Annotated in this window: 13 protein-coding genes and 1 tRNA gene; 13 read left to right on the forward strand and 1 reads right to left on the reverse strand. The window is 70.0% G+C overall.

The window, feature by feature from the left end:
* On the reverse strand, positions 1 to 398 hold a 398-nt coding region (locus FFS20_RS11080), incomplete at its 3' end, for a hypothetical protein (RefSeq protein ID WP_137825911.1).
* A 101-nt stretch (positions 399 to 499) separates the two neighbouring features.
* Between FFS20_RS11080 and FFS20_RS11085 the strand changes: the two genes are divergently transcribed.
* The 13 genes from FFS20_RS11085 (at position 500) to thrB (ending at position 16,551) form a co-directional block, all read left to right on the forward strand.
* The gene (locus FFS20_RS11085) at positions 500 to 1,957 is read left to right on the forward strand and encodes a GuaB1 family IMP dehydrogenase-related protein (protein WP_137825912.1); all 1,458 of its coding nucleotides are present in this window, start codon (positions 500 to 502) and stop codon (positions 1,955 to 1,957) included.
* 131 nt (positions 1,958 to 2,088) lie between these two features.
* Positions 2,089 to 3,474, forward strand: a complete 1,386-nt coding sequence (locus FFS20_RS11090) for a hemolysin family protein (RefSeq protein ID WP_137825913.1) — start codon at positions 2,089 to 2,091, stop codon at positions 3,472 to 3,474.
* The gene (locus tag FFS20_RS11095) at positions 3,464 to 4,510 is read left to right on the forward strand and encodes a hemolysin family protein (protein ID WP_137825914.1); all 1,047 of its coding nucleotides are present in this window, start codon (positions 3,464 to 3,466) and stop codon (positions 4,508 to 4,510) included. The genes FFS20_RS11090 and FFS20_RS11095 overlap by 11 nt, the downstream gene beginning before the upstream one ends.
* A 259-nt stretch (positions 4,511 to 4,769) precedes the next feature.
* Positions 4,770 to 5,747 carry a M15 family metallopeptidase gene (locus tag FFS20_RS11100; protein WP_137825915.1) on the forward strand — a complete coding sequence of 326 codons (978 nt, stop codon included), beginning with the start codon at positions 4,770 to 4,772 and terminating at the stop codon, positions 5,745 to 5,747.
* An 81-nt stretch (positions 5,748 to 5,828) separates the two neighbouring features.
* A tRNA-Arg gene (locus FFS20_RS11105) sits at positions 5,829 to 5,901 on the forward strand.
* Positions 5,902 to 5,980: 79 nt separating this feature from the next.
* Positions 5,981 to 6,727, forward strand: coding sequence for an ABC transporter ATP-binding protein (locus FFS20_RS11110; RefSeq protein WP_171007062.1), 747 nt, complete (start codon positions 5,981 to 5,983; stop codon positions 6,725 to 6,727).
* The gene (locus FFS20_RS11115) at positions 6,724 to 9,264 is read left to right on the forward strand and encodes an FtsX-like permease family protein (RefSeq protein WP_137825917.1); all 2,541 of its coding nucleotides are present in this window, start codon (positions 6,724 to 6,726) and stop codon (positions 9,262 to 9,264) included. The genes FFS20_RS11110 and FFS20_RS11115 overlap by 4 nt, the downstream gene beginning before the upstream one ends.
* A gap of 56 nt (positions 9,265 to 9,320) precedes the next feature.
* Entirely contained in the window at positions 9,321 to 10,496 is a 1,176-nt protein-coding gene (locus FFS20_RS11120; RefSeq protein WP_137825918.1) for an MFS transporter, read from the forward strand.
* Positions 10,497 to 10,545: 49 nt separating this feature from the next.
* Positions 10,546 to 11,721 carry a DALR anticodon-binding domain-containing protein gene (locus FFS20_RS11125; RefSeq protein WP_171007063.1) on the forward strand — a complete coding sequence of 392 codons (1,176 nt, stop codon included), beginning with the start codon at positions 10,546 to 10,548 and terminating at the stop codon, positions 11,719 to 11,721.
* Positions 11,722 to 13,158: a diaminopimelate decarboxylase gene (lysA, locus tag FFS20_RS11130; RefSeq protein WP_137825920.1), complete on the forward strand. Its 1,437-nt coding sequence runs from the start codon at positions 11,722 to 11,724 to the stop codon at positions 13,156 to 13,158.
* A 50-nt stretch (positions 13,159 to 13,208) separates the two neighbouring features.
* A complete protein-coding gene (locus FFS20_RS11135; RefSeq protein ID WP_137825921.1) occupies positions 13,209 to 14,516 on the forward strand; it encodes a homoserine dehydrogenase in 1,308 nt (435 codons plus the stop codon).
* Between the two features lie 44 nt (positions 14,517 to 14,560).
* On the forward strand, positions 14,561 to 15,649 hold the full coding sequence (gene thrC / locus FFS20_RS11140) for a threonine synthase (protein WP_137825922.1): 1,089 nt from the start codon (positions 14,561 to 14,563) through the stop codon (positions 15,647 to 15,649).
* Positions 15,646 to 16,551 carry a homoserine kinase gene (thrB, locus tag FFS20_RS11145; protein WP_137825923.1) on the forward strand — a complete coding sequence of 302 codons (906 nt, stop codon included), beginning with the start codon at positions 15,646 to 15,648 and terminating at the stop codon, positions 16,549 to 16,551. The genes thrC and thrB overlap by 4 nt, the downstream gene beginning before the upstream one ends.
* Positions 16,552 to 16,681 lie beyond the last annotated feature (130 nt).

Here is a 16,681-nt window from a genome sequence, read left to right on the forward strand (position 1 = left end):
GCCTTGAGCGTCTCGGTCTCCGCCGAGGACGGGGAGACCCCGCGCGAGGTCTCCTTGTTCGCGGGCACCGAGTCGGGGCGTTCGGCGGTGGCGGCCTCGGTGCTCTGCGGTGCGGCAGCCGCGTCCCCGGCCTTCTTGCCCGCCTGCGGCGCGGACTTCTCAGCCGTCTTCGCCGTGGAGCTCGTGGACTGGGGTGCGGAATCCGCAGCCGAGGACGATGCGGAGGAGGTCGTCTGCGCCGACTCCGCTCCGTTCGCCTTCTCGTACTCGTCGAAGAACGGCCACCAGGACTTGTCCACAGAGTTCTTGTCTGACTTAAACTGTTCGTACAGTTCCTCGACCAACCACTCATTCGACCCGAAGTCGTCGACGGTGCGGTTCGGAGTATTGACGGACACGGCGTTGATCGCCTACTTCCTGTTCAAGAATTGCTGCAATACGACACACACCAGCGTAACGCGATGTGCCTGCGAATGTGCACATAGGGGACAATAGTGTTATGCGTTTCATTTCACACCAACCTGAACACGATCTCACGTATTCCGACGTGTTCCTTGTCCCCAATTCCTCGTCGCTGACCTCGCGATTCGACGTCGACCTCACCTCCACCGATCCGACAGGGTCCCCGACCCCCATCGTGGCCGCCAACATGACCGCCGTATCGGGGCGGCGGATGGCGGAGACGATGGCCCGCCGAGGCGGTCTCGCCGTGCTGCCCCAGGACATCCCGCTGACCGCCGCCGAGGACACGATCCGCTGGGTCAAGAGCCGTGACCGGATCTTCGAATCCGCGCTCCGCTTCTCGCCCGAGGACACCGTGCTCTCCGCACTCCACGTGCTCGGCAAACGCGCCCACGGATTCGGCGCCGTCGTCGACGGATCCGGTTCCCTCGTCGGCGTCATCGACGCCGCGAACCTCCGCGACGTCGACCGGTTCACCGCGGTCGGCGAACTCACCGAGACCTCCCCGCAGGTCATCAGGGCCGACGAGATCGACTGGGCCGACGCCGAGGCGCTCGAGACCCTCTTCGAGACGATGAACGACGCGCGGACCTCCTACGCCGCGGTCGTCAACGACGCCGGGCACCTTCTCGGCGCGCTGACGCCGAAGTCGCTCCTGCGCTCCTCGATCTACACCCCCAACCTCGACGCGGCCGGGAAGCTCCGGATCGCCGCGGCGATCGGCGTCAACGGCAATGCCGCCCAGCGCGCCGAGGCGCTCGTCGCCGCCGGTGCCGACGTCCTCGTCGTCGACACCGCCCACGGCCATCAGGGCAAGATGCTCGACGTCCTCACCGCCGTCGCCGACGCCGACCTCGGGGTGCCGATCGTCGCCGGCAACGTCGTCACCGCCGACGGCGTGCGCGACCTCGTCTCCGCCGGCGCCCAGATCGTCAAGGTCGGCGTCGGGCCAGGGGCGATGTGCACGACGCGGATGATGACCGCTGTCGGTCGCCCCCAGTTCTCCGCCGTCGCCGAATGCGCCGCGGCCGCCGCGGAGCTCGGTGCGCACGTGTGGGCCGACGGGGGAGTGCGCTACCCGCGCGACGTCGCGCTGGCGCTGGCCGCCGGTGCCTCCCAGGTGATGATCGGCTCGTGGTTCGCCGGCACCCACGAATCCCCGGGCGACCTCCTCGTCGACGGTGAGGGACGCCGGTACAAGGAGAGCTTCGGCATGGCCTCGGCGCGTGCGGTGGCGAACCGGACGCGGACGGAATCGGCGTTCTCCCGGGCCCGCAAGGGGCTGTTCGAGGAGGGCATCTCCTCGTCGACGATGTACATCGACCCCGCCTCGCCCGGCGTCGAGGATCTCCTCGACTCGATCACCTCGGGGGTTCGCAGCTCGTTCACCTATGCCGGTGCGCAGAGCCTCACCGAGTTCGCCGAGCGGGCGAGCGTCGGCGTCCAGAGCGCCGCCGGGTACGAAGAGGGTCGACCGCTGGCGGGAAGTTGGTAAGATCGACCCATGCTCAGTGACAGTCCCTGCCGGCGGGAAGCCGGCGCCCCAGACGACGATCCGCCTCTGGCAAGGGTCGTTGGCACAGTTGAGACTCGCATCGAGGTCTCGTCGAGCGGGACTCGTCACTGATGGAATGGCTGTACCTGGCCCTCGCCCTCCTTCTCATCTGCGGCACGGGCATCTTCGTCGCCGCCGAATTCTCCCTCCTCACTCTCGACCGGCACACCGCTGACAAGGCCGTGGCCGACGGGGTGGTCGGAGCGAAGACCCTGCGGCAGTCGATGACGCATCTGTCGACGCAGCTCTCGGCTGCCCAGGTCGGCATCACGATCACCACGCTGCTCACCGGCTACCTCATGGAGCCCTCGCTCGGACGGCTGCTCTCGCCGGTCTTCGAGTCGTGGGGCGCGGGCCCGGGACTGGCCGAGCCGATCGCCCTGGCGATCGCCCTCATCATCTCCACGGTGCTGTCGATGATCTTCGGCGAACTCGTGCCGAAGAACCTCGCCATCGCGATCCCGCTCGCCACCGGACGCATCGCCGCCCCCATCCAGTACGTCTTCTCCGTCGTCCTCAAGCCCGTCATCGCGTTCCTCAACGGCACGGCGAACAAGATCCTGCGGGCGATGGGGATCGAACCGCAGGAGGAGGGCACGGTCGGCCGTTCCCCGGAGGAGCTGACCTCGCTCGTGCGCCACTCCGCCGAGGAGGGGGTGCTCGACGAGCAGACCGCGGACCTGCTCGAGCGCACCCTGTCCTTCTCCGAGCGCACCGCCGAGGACGTCATGACCCCGCGCACCCGGATGTCCTCGGTGACGAAGGACACGACGGCGCGCCAGATCATCGAACAGGCCCGGGCGACCGGGTATTCGCGGTTCCCTGTCGCCGGCGAGGACAAGGACCACATCCTCGGCGTCGTCCACGTCAAACAGGCCTTCGCGGTGCCCCCGGCCAACCGCGACGATGCCTACGCCGGGGGACTGATGACCGAGGTCACCGAGATCCCCGAGACCCTGCGTCTCGACCCGCTGCTCATGGAGTTGCGCGGCAAGGGCATGCAGATGGCCGTCGTCGTCGACGAGTTCGGCGGCACCGCCGGCGTCGTCACCCTCGAGGACGTCGTCGAGGAGCTCGTCGGGGAGGTCGCCGACGAGCACGACCGGATGAGGGTGGCCGCGCGACCGGTCCGCGACGGTTCGTGGATCGTGCCCGGGCAGCTGCGCCCCGATGAGATCGAGGCGACGATCGGCCTGACGATCCCCGAGGACTCCGACTACGAGACGATCGCCGGCTTCGTCCTCAAGGAGCTCGGTCGGATTCCGGAGCCCGGCGACGAGGTGCGCACGCCCGATGCCCTCATCCGGGTCGAGCGGATGCACGGCCGCCGAATCGAGCGGCTGCGTGTGGTGATGCGCGCCACCGACGCCGAGGCCTACGACGCCGCCGACGTCCAGCCTGGTCACGCCGCCGACGCCCACCACCGTGCAGAGGGAGGTCAGAAGCATGAGCTCTGATTGGCTCGGACTCATCTGGCTCGTCGTCCTGCTGCTCGGCAACGCGTTCTTCGTCGCCTCGGAGTTCGCGATCGTCGCCGCCAAGCGCTCCCAGGTGGAGCCGCGCGCGGCCGCCGGGTCGGGGGCGGCGAAGACGGCGCTCTACGCGATGGAGCACGTCTCGCTCATGCTCGCGATCTGTCAGCTCGGCATCACCGTGTGCTCGCTGCTGCTCGGCAACGTCTCCGAACCGGCGATCCACCATCTGCTCGCCGGACCGCTCGCGGGACTCGGCATCCCCGAATCGGCGGCGTCGACGATCTCGTTCATCCTCTCCCTCGGCATCGTCACCTACCTCCACGTCGTCATCGGCGAGATGGTGCCGAAGAACATCGCGCTGGCGACCTCGGGCCGGGCGGTCATGCTGCTCGCCCCGCCGCTGGTCTTCCTCGCCCGGATCTTCGGCTTCGTCATCAAGCCGCTCAACGGCCTCGCGAACGCGGTGCTGCGCCTCATCGGCATCCAGCCGCGTGACGAGGTCAATGAGGCCTTCACGATCGAGCAGGTCGAATCGATCGTCGCGGAGTCCAAGCGCGAGGGCCTGCTCAACGACGAGACCGGCCTGCTCAAGGGCGCGCTCGAGTTCAGCGACAAGACCGCCGCCGACATCATGGTGCCGATGTCCGACCTCATCACGATCAGCGCCGAGGTGACCCCCGACGAACTCGTCACCCTCGTCGGGCGCACGGGGTACTCCCGCTACTTCGTCGTCGACGAGGACGGGTATCCCGGGCACTACCTCCACATCAAGGACGTGCTCTACTCCGAGCGCGACACCGAACCGGTGCCGGCGAAGCGGTTCCGTCCCCTCTTCACGGTCATGGCCGACGACGAAGTCGAGGAGGCGCTCGCGCAGATGCAGAAGGTCGGCATCCACGTCGCCCGCGTCCTCGACGCCGACGGCGAGGTGCTCGGCGTGCTCTTCCTCGAAGACGTCCTCGAGGAGCTCGTCGGCGAGGTCCAGGACGCGATGCAGCGGGGACGGTTCGGCAGCTGAGGTGAGCTTCGTCTCGCACGGTGGCCGAGGTCACGGCCGAGGCGTGGTCTGTGTAACGAAATGTAACGAACAGGGTGTGCCGGGTAACATCCCGGGTCGTGTCCGGCCTCTCCGACACGGCCATCGGTGCAGGTCACACCCGTAAAAGTGGAATCACATGACATTCTGTAACAATGCCGTTATAGTGTTGTGACATAAGCTTTTCTCTCGTTGCGCAGGCGACGGGCATGCAGCACAGCAGACGACAGTATGGAGTGATATGTCGAGTGATTCCTCGACCGCAGTGGCACCGGTCCGCCGGCGCGATCTGCGCAAACAGCACACCGCTTCGAGCGCCTTCTCCCGCGACACCCCGTCGCAGTCCCGGGCAGCAGCCCCCTCCACGACACTCTCTCCGCGCCGCGCCGCGATGGCCGCCGAGGCCAGGGCCGCGGCCGGATCCCCGCGCCGGGCGGCCATGGCCGCCGAATCGCGCGGCACCGGCACCCTCGCCGCGTCCCTGAGCGACCGCGGTTCCGACGGTGCGCTCCTGCGCTCGGTCCGCCGCAAGCGCGTCACCACCGCTTCGGCTCTGGCCACCGTCTCCGTCACCGGCACCGCGATCGCTGCGGTGATGATCGCCGGCAACATGAGCGGCTCGCAGGAGGTCAAGGTCGACACGTCCGCGGCCGAGTCGCAGACGCGCACCATCAACGCCGAATCGGTCTCCGCGGACATCCCCGAGACCGATGAGACGACGAGCATCGAGATCGGCGCTCCCAGCGCGAAGCAGAACAAGGCCGAGGCCGCGTCCCGCGCGATCGAGAAGACCGTCCTGCCCGGTTGCTCCGGTGAGGCCCCGTCGGGCACCCCGTCGAACGGCGAGCTGCCCGAGGAATGGCTGTGCAGCGTCGGCGTCGGCGATCACAAGCTGCGCTCGGACGCCGCTGTCGCCTTCGCGGAGATGAACGCCGCGTTCAAGAAGGACACCGGCAAGGACATCGGCATCACTGACTCCTACCGCTCGCTCGAGGGCCAGATCTCCGTGGCCGCCCGCAAGCCCGGCTTCGCCGCGCGTCCGGGCACCTCCAACCATGGGTGGGGACTCGCGCTCGACCTCGACACCTCGAACTACGCGTGGCTCGAGGCCAACGCCGGCAAGTACGGCTGGGAGAACCCGGACTGGGCCAAGGCGAACGCCTACGAGCTCTGGCACTGGGAGTACGTCCCCGGTCGCAAGGACATGAAGGGCTCCTGAGCCCTCACCCGCTCCGCCGCCCGACACTGTCGGGCGGCGTTTTGGGTTCACCTCGCTGTCGGTGATAGCATGACATGCGTTGCCCGCGTAGCTCAGTGGATAGAGCGTCTGCCTCCGGAGCAGAAGGTCGTAGGTTCGAATCCTGTCGCGGGCACAGCGATCCGCCCATCTCAGTCGCTGAGGTGGGCGGTTTCTCGTTCTCCCCTCCGGTCAGCCAGACGATGAGGACAGTGATGACGACGACAACCGACACCGAGGTGGTGCTGCGGGCCCGACGCCTGCGCAAGAGCTTCGGCCGCGACGACACCGCGGTGACCGCGCTCGATGACATCAGCGTCGACTTCGACTCCGGTCGGCTCACCGCGATCATGGGCCCCTCCGGGTCGGGCAAGTCGACGTTCATGCACGTCCTCGCCGGACTCGACCGCGTCGACTCGGGCGAGATCCTCATGCGCGGGGAGGACATCACCGCGCTCAACGACCGCGAACTCACCCAGCTGCGCCGCGACCGGGTCGGCTTCATCTTCCAGGCCTTCAACCTCGTGCCCACGCTCAACGCCGAGCAGAACATCGACCTGCCCGTGTCCCTGGCCCGCGGCACCATCGACACCGCCTGGAAGGCGGAGATCGTCGAGCGTCTCGGCATCGGCGACCGGCTCAAGCACCGCCCGCATGAGCTCTCCGGCGGTCAGCAGCAGCGCGTCGCCGTCGCCCGTGCCCTGCTCACCCGCCCCGACGTCGTCTTCGCCGACGAACCGACGGGCAATCTCGACTCCCTCTCCGGGGCCGAAGTGCTCGACCTCCTCCACGCCGCCGCCTCCCAGTACGGGCAGACGATCATCCTCGTCACCCACGATCCCGCCGCCGCCGCGCACGCCGACCGGGTCGTCCTCCTCAAGGACGGACGCGTCGGGGGAGAGATCACCGCACCGACCCCGCAGGCGGTCGCCACCGGACTGAGCGAGCTGAGCGGACAGTGATCTCCGTCGCCTTCGCGCAGATCCGCGTCCACTTCGCGCGGTTCACCGCGATCGGGCTCGGCATCGCGCTGGCGGCGGGCTTCGTCTCAGCGACCCTCATCATCAGCGCCTCGCTCGACGCCAGCGTGCGCGACGGCATCAGCCAGACCTACGCCAACGCCGATCTCGTGCTCATGCCCGAGACGGGAGCCGATCCCGAGCCCTCCGCGGTCGCCGCCTTCAGCGACGACCTCGCCGCGGAGCCGGGGATCGGCGCCGTCGACGTCGCGGCGAGCGCCATCGCCTCGGGTCGCAGCGATGCCTTCGCCGACACGGATTTCGCGATCTCTCCGACCCCCGTCGACCCGGGTCTCGACACCTTCGCCGTGCGCGAGGGCACCCGGCCGCAGGCGGCCACCGACCTCGTCGTCGACTCCGGGACGGCCGCCGACCTCGGACTGGCCGTCGGTGATGTCGTGCGCTTCTCCACCGCCTCGGCGCGCATCGACACCGATGCCGAGGAGATGCCGATCTACCGCGCCCCCCGCAGCGCCGTGACGGACTTCACGGTCGTCGGCATCGCCGACATGGGGGAGGACCCGACGCTCGCCGGCCTGCCCCGGGCCCTGACGACGGCAGCGAGCTACCGTGAGCACTTCGCTCAGATCGGCCGGGTCTCGGCGATCCAGATCGACGTCGACGCGGATGCCGGCGACGCCGCGGCGGTGCGCAGCAGGGTCGAGGCGTTCCTCGCCGACTCCGCCCTGCGCGGGCAGCTGCAGACCTTGAGCGTCGACGAGGCGATCGACCGGCAGGTCACGGAGTTCTCCCAGGGCAGCAGCTTCATCGCGTGGATGCTGCTCGGCTGCGCGGGGATCTCCGTCGTCGTCGCCGTCCTCGTCGTCTCCAACACGTTCTCCGTCATCGTCGCCGGACGCCGTCGCGAGCTCGCCCTGCTGCGCTGCCTCGGCGCCTCACGGCGGCAGCTCTACGGGTCCGTGCTCGTCGAGGGCCTTGTCGTCGGCCTCGCCGGTTCGCTCGTCGGTGTCATCGCCGGGATCGGGGTCAGTGCCGCGCTCATCGCCGTGGCGAAGCGCTTCTGGGAGAGCGAGTTCGCCTACGTCTCGCTCTCGGTTCCCGGCTGGGCGCTCGTCGTCGGCGTGGTCGTCGGCGTCATCCTCACCCTGGCCGCGACCATCCGTCCGGCGCGCAGTGCGATCGCCGTGACACCCCTCGAGGCGCTTCAGCCCTTCGACGTCACGGGCGCCCCGACCCGCCAGTCCCGGGCCCGCGGGGCGGTCGGCTGGGGCAGCATCGCGATCGGGGCGGTGAGCATCGTCGCCGCGCTGGTCTTCGCCGCCTCGTCGAGTGCCTGGATCGTCGTCGGCGCCGTCGGCGGAGCCCTCGTCGTCGTCGGGATCGTCCTCTGCTCGGGTCAGATCATCCCACCTGTCGTCTCCTGGATCGGCGATCTCGCTGTGACCCCGTGGGGGCTGCCGGGCCAGCTCGCGACGCTCAACACCCTGCGCAACCGCCGCCGCACCGGCTCGACCGCGGCGGCCCTCGTCATCGGCGTCACCCTCGTGTCCACCCTCGTCGTCGGCGGCATGTCGACGAAGGCGACGCTGAGCGCCGGACTCGAACAGCACTTCCCCATCGACGTCGCGGTGTCGCTGGGCAACGGCACCGATGCGACCACGCTGAGCGACATCAGGGACATCGACGGCGTCGACACGGCTGTGCTCGCCTATCACGGGCAGGTCGTCGACGACGAGGCCGAGCTCTACATCCTCGATCCCGGATCCGCCGAGGCGCTCCTCGGCGACGCCGCACCGCCGCTCGTGCCCGGTCGGGTCACGGTGCCCGCCGACTATCCGCGCGACACCGTCGTCGTCCGCGGCCTCACCGACGCCGCGGTTCCCGTCGAACGCGCCGGGGAGTCGACCCGGGCGTACTTCACGACCGCCGATGTCGGCAACGACATCGGGATCTCCCCGGCCGCCACCGCCGTCCTCATCACGCTCACCCCCGACCAGAGCGTCACCGACATCCTGCGGATCCGGCAGGACGTCGCCGAGGCGCTCGACGTCCCCACCGACGAGGTCATCGGCTCGGCTGTCGACCGCGGACTCTTCTCCCAGGTCATCGATGTGCTCCTCCTCATGGCAGTCGGCGTCCTCTTCGTCGCCGTCCTCATCGCCCTCATCGGGGTGTCGAACACGATCAGCCTCTCGGTCATCGAACGGCGGCGGGAGAACTCGCTGCTGCGGGCGCTCGGGCTCAGCCTCGCCCAGCTGCGCGCGCTGCTCGCGTTCGAGGCCGTGCTCATCTCCGTCGTCGCCGCCCTCATCGGCCTCGCCCTCGGCGGGGCCCTCGGCATCGTCGCCACCCGGCTCATCACCGCCGACTTCTCGAACGCCTTCGTCGTCGACTGGTCGCTGCCGGCCTCGGCGGGCATCCTCGTCGTCGCCATGCTCGCCGGCATCCTCTCCGCCCTCGCCCCGGCCCGGCGCGCGGCCCGACTCTCTCCCGTCGAGGGCCTCAAGCAGGAGAACTGAGCGAGACGTGACCCCGCTGGGCGGTCGGCGGCAGGGACAGTGGTAGAAATGCCTCTATGAGGGCTGCATGGACGACCGCGATCATCCTGCTCGGCATCGTCGTCGCCGCCTTCAACCTCCGTCCCGGCGTCACCGGGCTCTCCCCGCTGCTCGATCTCATGGGCACCGAGATCCCGCTGAGCGCCGCGTTCCTCGCGATCATCGGGATGCTGCCGCCGCTCCTCTACGGGGTCGGGGGGTTCCTCGCCCCCAGGCTCGTCTCCCGGTATTCGGCGATCACACTCAGCCTCGTCGCGATGATCATGATCGCCCTCGGCCTCGGCGCCCGCGCGCTCGTGTCCTCCCCGACCCTCTTCCTCCTCCTCAGCGTCGTCGCGCTCCTCGGCATGGGATTCGGCAACGTCGTCGTGCCCCCGATCGTCAAGTCGCACTTCCCCGACCGGGTCGCGCTCATGTCGACCGTCCACGTCGGTCTGCTCCAGCTCGGCACGTTCCTCCCGCCGCTCGTCGCCGTCCCGCTGGCCAGACAGTTCGACTGGCGGGGCTCGCTGCTCGTGTGGGTCGTGTGCGCGGTCGTCGCCGTCGCCGTGTGGGCGGTCATCGCCGTGCGCCGTCCTCCGGCCCGGGCGACCGTGACCGCGACCGTCGTCGGCGGCGCCGAGCTGCGCCGCCTGCTGCGGACCCCGCGGGCATGGGCGCTGATGGCGATGACGGGGATGACGTCGTTCAACAACTTCATCCTCTTCACGTGGCTGCCCCCGCTGCTCACCCGTGCGGGATTCGACTCCGCCTTCGCCGGGGCCATGCTCGCCCTCGTCACCGCCGTGCCCCTCGTCCTCGGCTTCGTCCTCCCGGCACTCACGGCGCGTCTGCGCAGCGCCGCCCCGATCGTCATCGCCTTCTGCTTCAGCCTCGCGGCGGGCTACATCGGTCTCTGGCTCGCCCCGCAGGCGGCTCCCGTGCTGTGGACGGTGCTGCTCGGCATCGGCATCTCGACGTTCCCGCTCGCCCTCACCCTCATCACCCTGCGCTCGGCGACCCCGGAAGCCTCGGCGGCCCTCGCCGGGTTCGTCCAGGGCGGCGGCTACCTCATGGCCGCCACCGGGCCCCTGCTCTTCGCCCTCCTCGTCGAGAGCTCCGACACCCTCACCCCTGCGATCGTCTTCGTCCTCGCCTCCGTCGCCCTCAAGCTCGGCGTCACCATCCCGGCGAGCCGACCGGGGCACATCTGAGCATGCGGACGATTCGGTCGGGGTCTGCCGCCCCGAGTACGCTGGGGACGTGACCCCGGAACAGCTGCACGCCGTCCTCGCCGAGGCGGCTCTGTCGACGCTGCGCCCCGCGGAGGATGCGGCCCGCACCGTCACGGACATCGGGTCGTCACCCGGCGACGCGCCGGCACCCGGACCGCTGCCGAACGGCGCTGTGCCGAACGGTGCTGTGCCGACCGGCCCACTGCCGACCGGCGCGCTGCCCACCGGCGCTGTGCTGCGGCGCGGCAGGGATGCCGCCGCGGGCGACTGGCAGTCCAATCTGCCCCTGCGCCTGGGCGCGCGGGCGCCGCGGTCGGCGGCGGAGTCCATCGCCGAGGCGGTCGCCTCCCATCCGGCCATCGCATCGGTCACGGTCACCGGCCCGGGGTTCCTCCGCATCGTGCTGACGACCCCTGCCCTGCTCGGCACCGTCGCGCAGATCGCTGCGGGCCGCCACCTCGGCGATTCCGGGACCGGAGCGACCGTCGCCTCGTCCGACCTTCCGACGGAGCCGGCCTGCCGCGGAGTCCTCGACGCCGATGCCCGTCGCTACGGGTCCGCCCGCTCCCGCACTGCGACCGCCCTCGCCCGCGACGTCGAACTGCTCCGCGCGGCCACCGCAGCCAACCCGCTCCACCGCGTCCAGCACGCCCACGCGACCGGGCGTCGCCTGCTCCGCCGCGCCGCTGCGGCCGGGATCCGCGTCGTTGCGGGACCGACTGCGGATCGTCTCACGGCAGGCTCCGAATCCCGTGCGGCGGACCCCCGCCGATTCGCACCGGATGTCCCCCTCGCTCCCGCCGACCGTCAGCTCGCGCTGCAGATCACCGAGGCTGCGGGACTCCTCGCCCGGGCGGCCGGCTCAGCGCCGATCACACCAGCGGCGACCGGCCCGCAGCCGGACGGCCCGCAGCCGGACGGTCCTCAGCCGGACGGCCCGCTGTCAGACGGCCCGCTGCCGACCGGCCGACCGGCCGATGCCGGCAGGCGGCCGGGGGAGTCTCTGCGCTCGGTGACCGTCGTGCTCGAGGACCTCGCCGCGGCACTCACCGCATGGTCGGCAGCCGAGCGCGACATCGTTCCCACCCTTGATGCCGACATCACCGCCGTCCACGCAGCGCGCTGCGTGCTCGCGGCCGGTGCGACCACGGTCCTCGCCACAGGACTGCGACTGCTGGGCGTCACCGCCCCGGAGAGGATATGAATGCCCGCCCACATCGCCGGACAGCTCCACGCGACCCCCGCCCCCGTGTGGCTGCCCTACCCCGACGACGTCAACGCCGTCATGCCGAGCCTCTGGTCGGACAACGTGGCCAAGGGCGCCGACGGGGTGCTCACGATCGCCGGACACCCGGTGACCGAGCTCGCCGAGCGCTTCGGCACGCCGACCTTCGTCTTCGACGTCGATGACTTCCGCTCCCGCGCCGGGCTCTACCGCGATGCCTATGCGGCGGCGTTCGCCCCGGAGAAGGGCCTGTCCGGAGTCGACGTCTTCTACGCCGGCAAGGCCTTCCTCTGCACTGCCGTCGCGAAATGGGTGCACGAGGCCGGACTCGGACTCGACACGTGCTCGCTCGGGGAGATGATGATCGCCCACGCCGCCGGCGTGCCGGGGGAGAGCATCGGTCTGCACGGGAACAACAAATCGATCGCCGAACTCGAGTACGCCCTCGACTACGGCGTCGGCCGGATCATCGTCGACAGCCTCGACGAGGTCGACCGGCTCGAAGCCGTGGCCGCCGCCAAGGGCGTCATCGCCCCCGTCATGCTCCGCGTCACCGTCGGCGTCGAAGCCCACACCCACGACTTCATCGCCACGGCGCACGAAGACCAGAAGTTCGGTCTCTCCGTCGCCGCCGGCAAGGCCGCCGAGGCCGCCGCCCGCGTCGTCGACTCCGCGCACCTGCGCCTCGACGGCCTCCACTCGCACATCGGCTCCCAGATCTTCGACATCTCGGGATTCCAGGTCGCGGCCGCGCGGGTGCTCGCGCTTCGGGCCCAGATCATGTCCGACCACGGCGTCGACCTGCCCGACGTCGACCTCGGCGGCGGCTTCGGCATCCGCTACACCTCGCAGGACACGCCCATTCCCGTCGCGGAGATGGCCGGCGCCCTCGCCGAGGTGGTGGTCAAGGAATGCCGTGGGCTCGGGACGAACGTGCCGCGGATCTCCATCGAGCCCGGTCGTGCGATCGTCTCCCCGGCCGTCTTCACCCTCTATGCGGTCGGCACCGTCAAGGAGGTCGTCACCGACTCCGGTGTGCGCACCTACGTCGCCGTCGACGGCGGCATGAGCGACAACATTCGGACAGCTCTCTACGACGCCGACTATTCGTGTACCTTGGCCAATCGGAACTCCGATGCCGACCCCGCCGTCGTCCGCGTCGTCGGGAAGCACTGCGAGTCCGGCGACATCATCGTCCGCGACGAGTACATGGGTGCCGACGTCGCTCCCGGTGACCTCGTCGCCGTCCCCGGCACCGGAGCCTACTGCCGCGCCCTGTCGAGCAATTACAATCATGTCGCCCGACCGGGGGTGCTGGCCGTGACACCGGATAGGGTGGACTGGATCGTCACTCCCGAGACGTACTCGCAGCTCTTTGCGAACGACCCCGGGATGGCGGACGCCACCCGGCAGTGACGATGACGCAGCCCCCACCTGCGCAGAGACCGAAGAACAGAGAGTGAGCCATGCAGCCATTGAAAGTCGCGATGCTCGGAAGCGGAGTCGTCGGCACCGAGGTCGCCGCGCGCATCCAGTCCCGCTCCGAGGCGCTGGCGGAGCGGATCGGCGCCCCCCTCGAGCTCACCGCCGTCGTCGTCCGTGACCTGACGAAGGAGCGGCCCGGCATCGACCCCGGCCTGCTCACCACCGACGCCGAGGCGGCGATCACCGGGGCGGACATCGTCATCGAGCTGATGGGCGGGATCGAACCGGCGAAGACGCTCATCATGCAGGCGCTCGCGCAGGGGTCATCGGTCGTCACCGCGAACAAGGCGCTGCTCGCGGCCTCCTACGGCGAGCTCATGGCCGCCGCCGACGACACCGAGGTCCGCCTCGAGCACGAAGCCGCGGTCGCCGGTGCCATCCCGATCATCCGGCCCGTCGGCGACTCGCTCGCCGGTGACCGCATCGACCGGATCATGGGCATCGTCAACGGGACGACGAACTACATCCTCGACCAGATGGACACCGAGGGCTGGGACTTCGCCGACGCGCTGGCCTCGGCCCAGGAGCTCGGATACGCCGAGGCGGACCCGACGGCCGACATCGGCGGACACGACGCCGCCGCGAAGGCCGCGATCCTCTCCTCGCTCGCCTTCCATGCTCCGATGACGATCGCCGACGTCCATGTCGAGGGGATCACCGGGATCACCGCCGACATGGTCGCCACCGCCAAGGAGCAGGGCTTCGTCATCAAGCTGCTCGCGGTGTGCGAACGCGTCGCCGACTCCCCGGCCGGACCCGGCCTCTCGGCCCGCGTCTACCCCGCGCTGCTGCCGCGCACGCATCCGCTGGCCTCGGTCCACGGGGCGTTCAACGCCGTCTTCGTCGAGGCCGAAGCCGCCGGCTCCCTGATGTTCTACGGCCAGGGCGCCGGGGGAGCGCCGACGGCCTCGGCGGTCCTCGGCGACGTCGTCTCCGTGGCCCGGCGCCGCGTGCTCGGCGGTCGCGGACAGTACGAGCGTCCCTTCCACCCCGAGACGACGCTGCTGCCGATCTCGGCGATCACCACGCGCTATCACATCACCCTCGATGTCGTCGACCGTCCCGGCGTGCTCGCCGCGGTCTCCGAGGTCTTCGCGGCCGAAGGCGCCTCGATCGAGCTCATGCGCCAGACGATCGGCGAGATCGACGACGACGGAGTCCAGCACGCCAAGCTCGTGCTCGCGACCCACGAGAACACCGACGCTGCGCTGTCGCGGACGGTCGAGCGCCTCGGCGAACTGCCCGTCGTCCGCTCCGTCGTCTCCGTCATCCGCGCCGAGGGCCAGTGACCTCAACCAACCCGCATGCGACACAAGAGAAGGACGAACATCGCGTGAGCACTTACCCCAGGCACCAGTGGCAGGGCGTCATCGACGAATACCGCAGCCTCATCGACATCGGGGAGACCACTCCGTCGGTCAGCCTCGGCGAGGGCGGAACGCCGCTCATCCGCGCCGAGCGCCTCAGCGAGCGCACCGGCGCCGAGGTGTGGGTGAAGTACGAGGGTCTCAACCCGACCGGCTCCTTCAAGGACCGGGGCATGACGATGGCGATCACCCAGGCCAAGGCGCAGGGCGCGAAGGCCGTGATCTGCGCGTCGACGGGCAACACCTCGGCCTCGGCCGCGGCCTACGCGACGAAGGCCGGGCTCACCTGCGCCGTGCTCGTGCCCGCCGGCAAGATCTCCCCGGGGAAGATGAGCCAGGCCGTCGCCCACGGTGCGACCCTGCTCGAGGTCGACGGCAACTTCGACGACTGCCTCACCCTGTGCCGGAAGCTCGCGGAATCCTACCCCGTCCATCTCGTCAACTCCGTCAACCCCGACCGCATCGAGGGTCAGAAGACGGCGTCGTTCGAGGTCGTCGACGTCCTCGGCGACGCCCCCGACATCCACGTGCTGCCCGTCGGCAACGCCGGCAACATCACCGCGTACTGGAAGGGCTACAACGACTACCGGGCCGCCGGCGTCTCGACGCGGCTGCCGCAGATGTGGGGCTTCCAAGCCGCCGGTGCCGCGCCGCTCGTCCTCGGCCACCCGGTCACCGACCCCGACACGATCGCCACCGCGATCCGCATCGGCAACCCTGCCAGCTGGGAGCGGGCGATCGCCGCCCGTGACGACTCCGGAGGCCTCATCGACTCGGTCACCGACGACGAGATCCTCGCCGCCCACAAAGTCCTCTCCCGCGAAGAGGGCATCTTCGTCGAACCCGGATCGGCCGCCTCGGTGGCGGGTCTGCTCAAGATGTCCGAGGCCGGTCGCGTGCCCGCGGGCGCGACGATCGCGGTGACCGTGACCGGACACGGGCTCAAGGATCCGCAGTGGGCGCTGCACACCGCCGACGGCGCCGACCTCGAACCCGTCCGGGTGCCCGTCGACGCCGTCTCCGCCGCCCGCGAACTCGGACTCGAGGACCGGTGAGCCGGGTCTTCCGGCTCGAGGTGCCGGCCACCTCGGCGAACATCGGACCCGGTTACGATTCGCTGGGCCTCGCGCTGCGCCTCGTCGACACGCTCGTCCTCACCCTCGGGGACGAGCCGGTCGACCCGGACGCCGCGGTGACCGTGCGGGGGGAGGGCGCCGAGGATGTGCCCACCGACCATTCGCATCTCATCATGCGCGTGCTGTCGGACGTGCTCACGCAGCTGCAGGGCGAGAGCGCTGCTGCGATCCTGTCCCGGCTCAGCCTCGACTGCACGAACCGGATCCCGCATTCGCGGGGTCTCGGGTCGTCGGCGGCCGCGGTCGTCGCGGGCATCGCCCTGGCCGGGGCCGTCTCCGAGTCTCTCGGCGGGCCGGGGCTGACCCGGGAGCGGATGCTCGAAATCGCCGCGGACCTCGAGGGCCACCCCGACAATGCGGCGCCGGCGATCTTCGGCGGACTGACGATCGCACTGCCGGAGCCGGCGCGCGCGTGGACGGTTCCCGTCCGCACCGTCGATGAGGTCACGGTCCTCATCCCCGCTGTGAGACTCGACACACTCACCGCGCGCGGTCTCATTCCGGCGACGATCGCCCACGCGGTCGCGGCGGAGAACTCCGCGCGCACGGGACTGCTCGTCCACGCTCTGAGCACGGATGCGGCCGCGCTGCTCGAGGCCACCGACGACCGGTTGCACCAGGAGTTCCGCCGCAGCGCCTATCCCGCCTCGATGGCGCTCGTCGACGATCTCCGGGCCCGCGGGATCCCCGCGGTGATCTCCGGTGCAGGCCCGACCGTGCTCGCCCTGACCGGGGAGGTGCCCGCCGAGGCGGTGCCCGCGGGGGTGCGCGCCGTGCCGGTGGCGATCGATGAGGAGGGTTTCCGGCTCGAATTCGCGTGATCGCGCCGGAGGAAGTAAACTGGTGCATGTTCCACCAGTGAACGGGCTTGGCGGTGTCACCGCGAACCCCATCTCAACTTCACGAATCCTGGAACATCTCCTGCACTCTTCAAGCAGGATGTCTTTCACA

This window comes from Brevibacterium sp. 2SA, assembly GCF_005502845.1.
Lineage (GTDB): Bacteria > Actinomycetota > Actinomycetes > Actinomycetales > Brevibacteriaceae > Brevibacterium.

What these genes read in the sequence shown, in the direction of transcription:
- FFS20_RS11085 (WP_137825912.1), top strand. Translation starts at nt 500, where the DNA reads ATGCGTTTCATTTCACACCAACCTGAACACGATCTCACGTATTCCGAC.
- FFS20_RS11110 (WP_171007062.1), top strand. Translation starts at nt 5,981, where the DNA reads ATGACGACGACAACCGACACCGAGGTGGTGCTGCGGGCCCGACGCCTG.
- lysA (WP_137825920.1), top strand. Translation starts at nt 11,722, where the DNA reads ATGCCCGCCCACATCGCCGGACAGCTCCACGCGACCCCCGCCCCCGTG.
- FFS20_RS11120 (WP_137825918.1), top strand. Translation starts at nt 9,321, where the DNA reads ATGAGGGCTGCATGGACGACCGCGATCATCCTGCTCGGCATCGTCGTC.
- FFS20_RS11095 (WP_137825914.1), top strand. Translation starts at nt 3,464, where the DNA reads ATGAGCTCTGATTGGCTCGGACTCATCTGGCTCGTCGTCCTGCTGCTC.
- FFS20_RS11100 (WP_137825915.1), top strand. Translation starts at nt 4,770, where the DNA reads ATGTCGAGTGATTCCTCGACCGCAGTGGCACCGGTCCGCCGGCGCGAT.
- FFS20_RS11090 (WP_137825913.1), top strand. Translation starts at nt 2,089, where the DNA reads ATGGAATGGCTGTACCTGGCCCTCGCCCTCCTTCTCATCTGCGGCACG.
- FFS20_RS11135 (WP_137825921.1), top strand. Translation starts at nt 13,209, where the DNA reads ATGCAGCCATTGAAAGTCGCGATGCTCGGAAGCGGAGTCGTCGGCACC.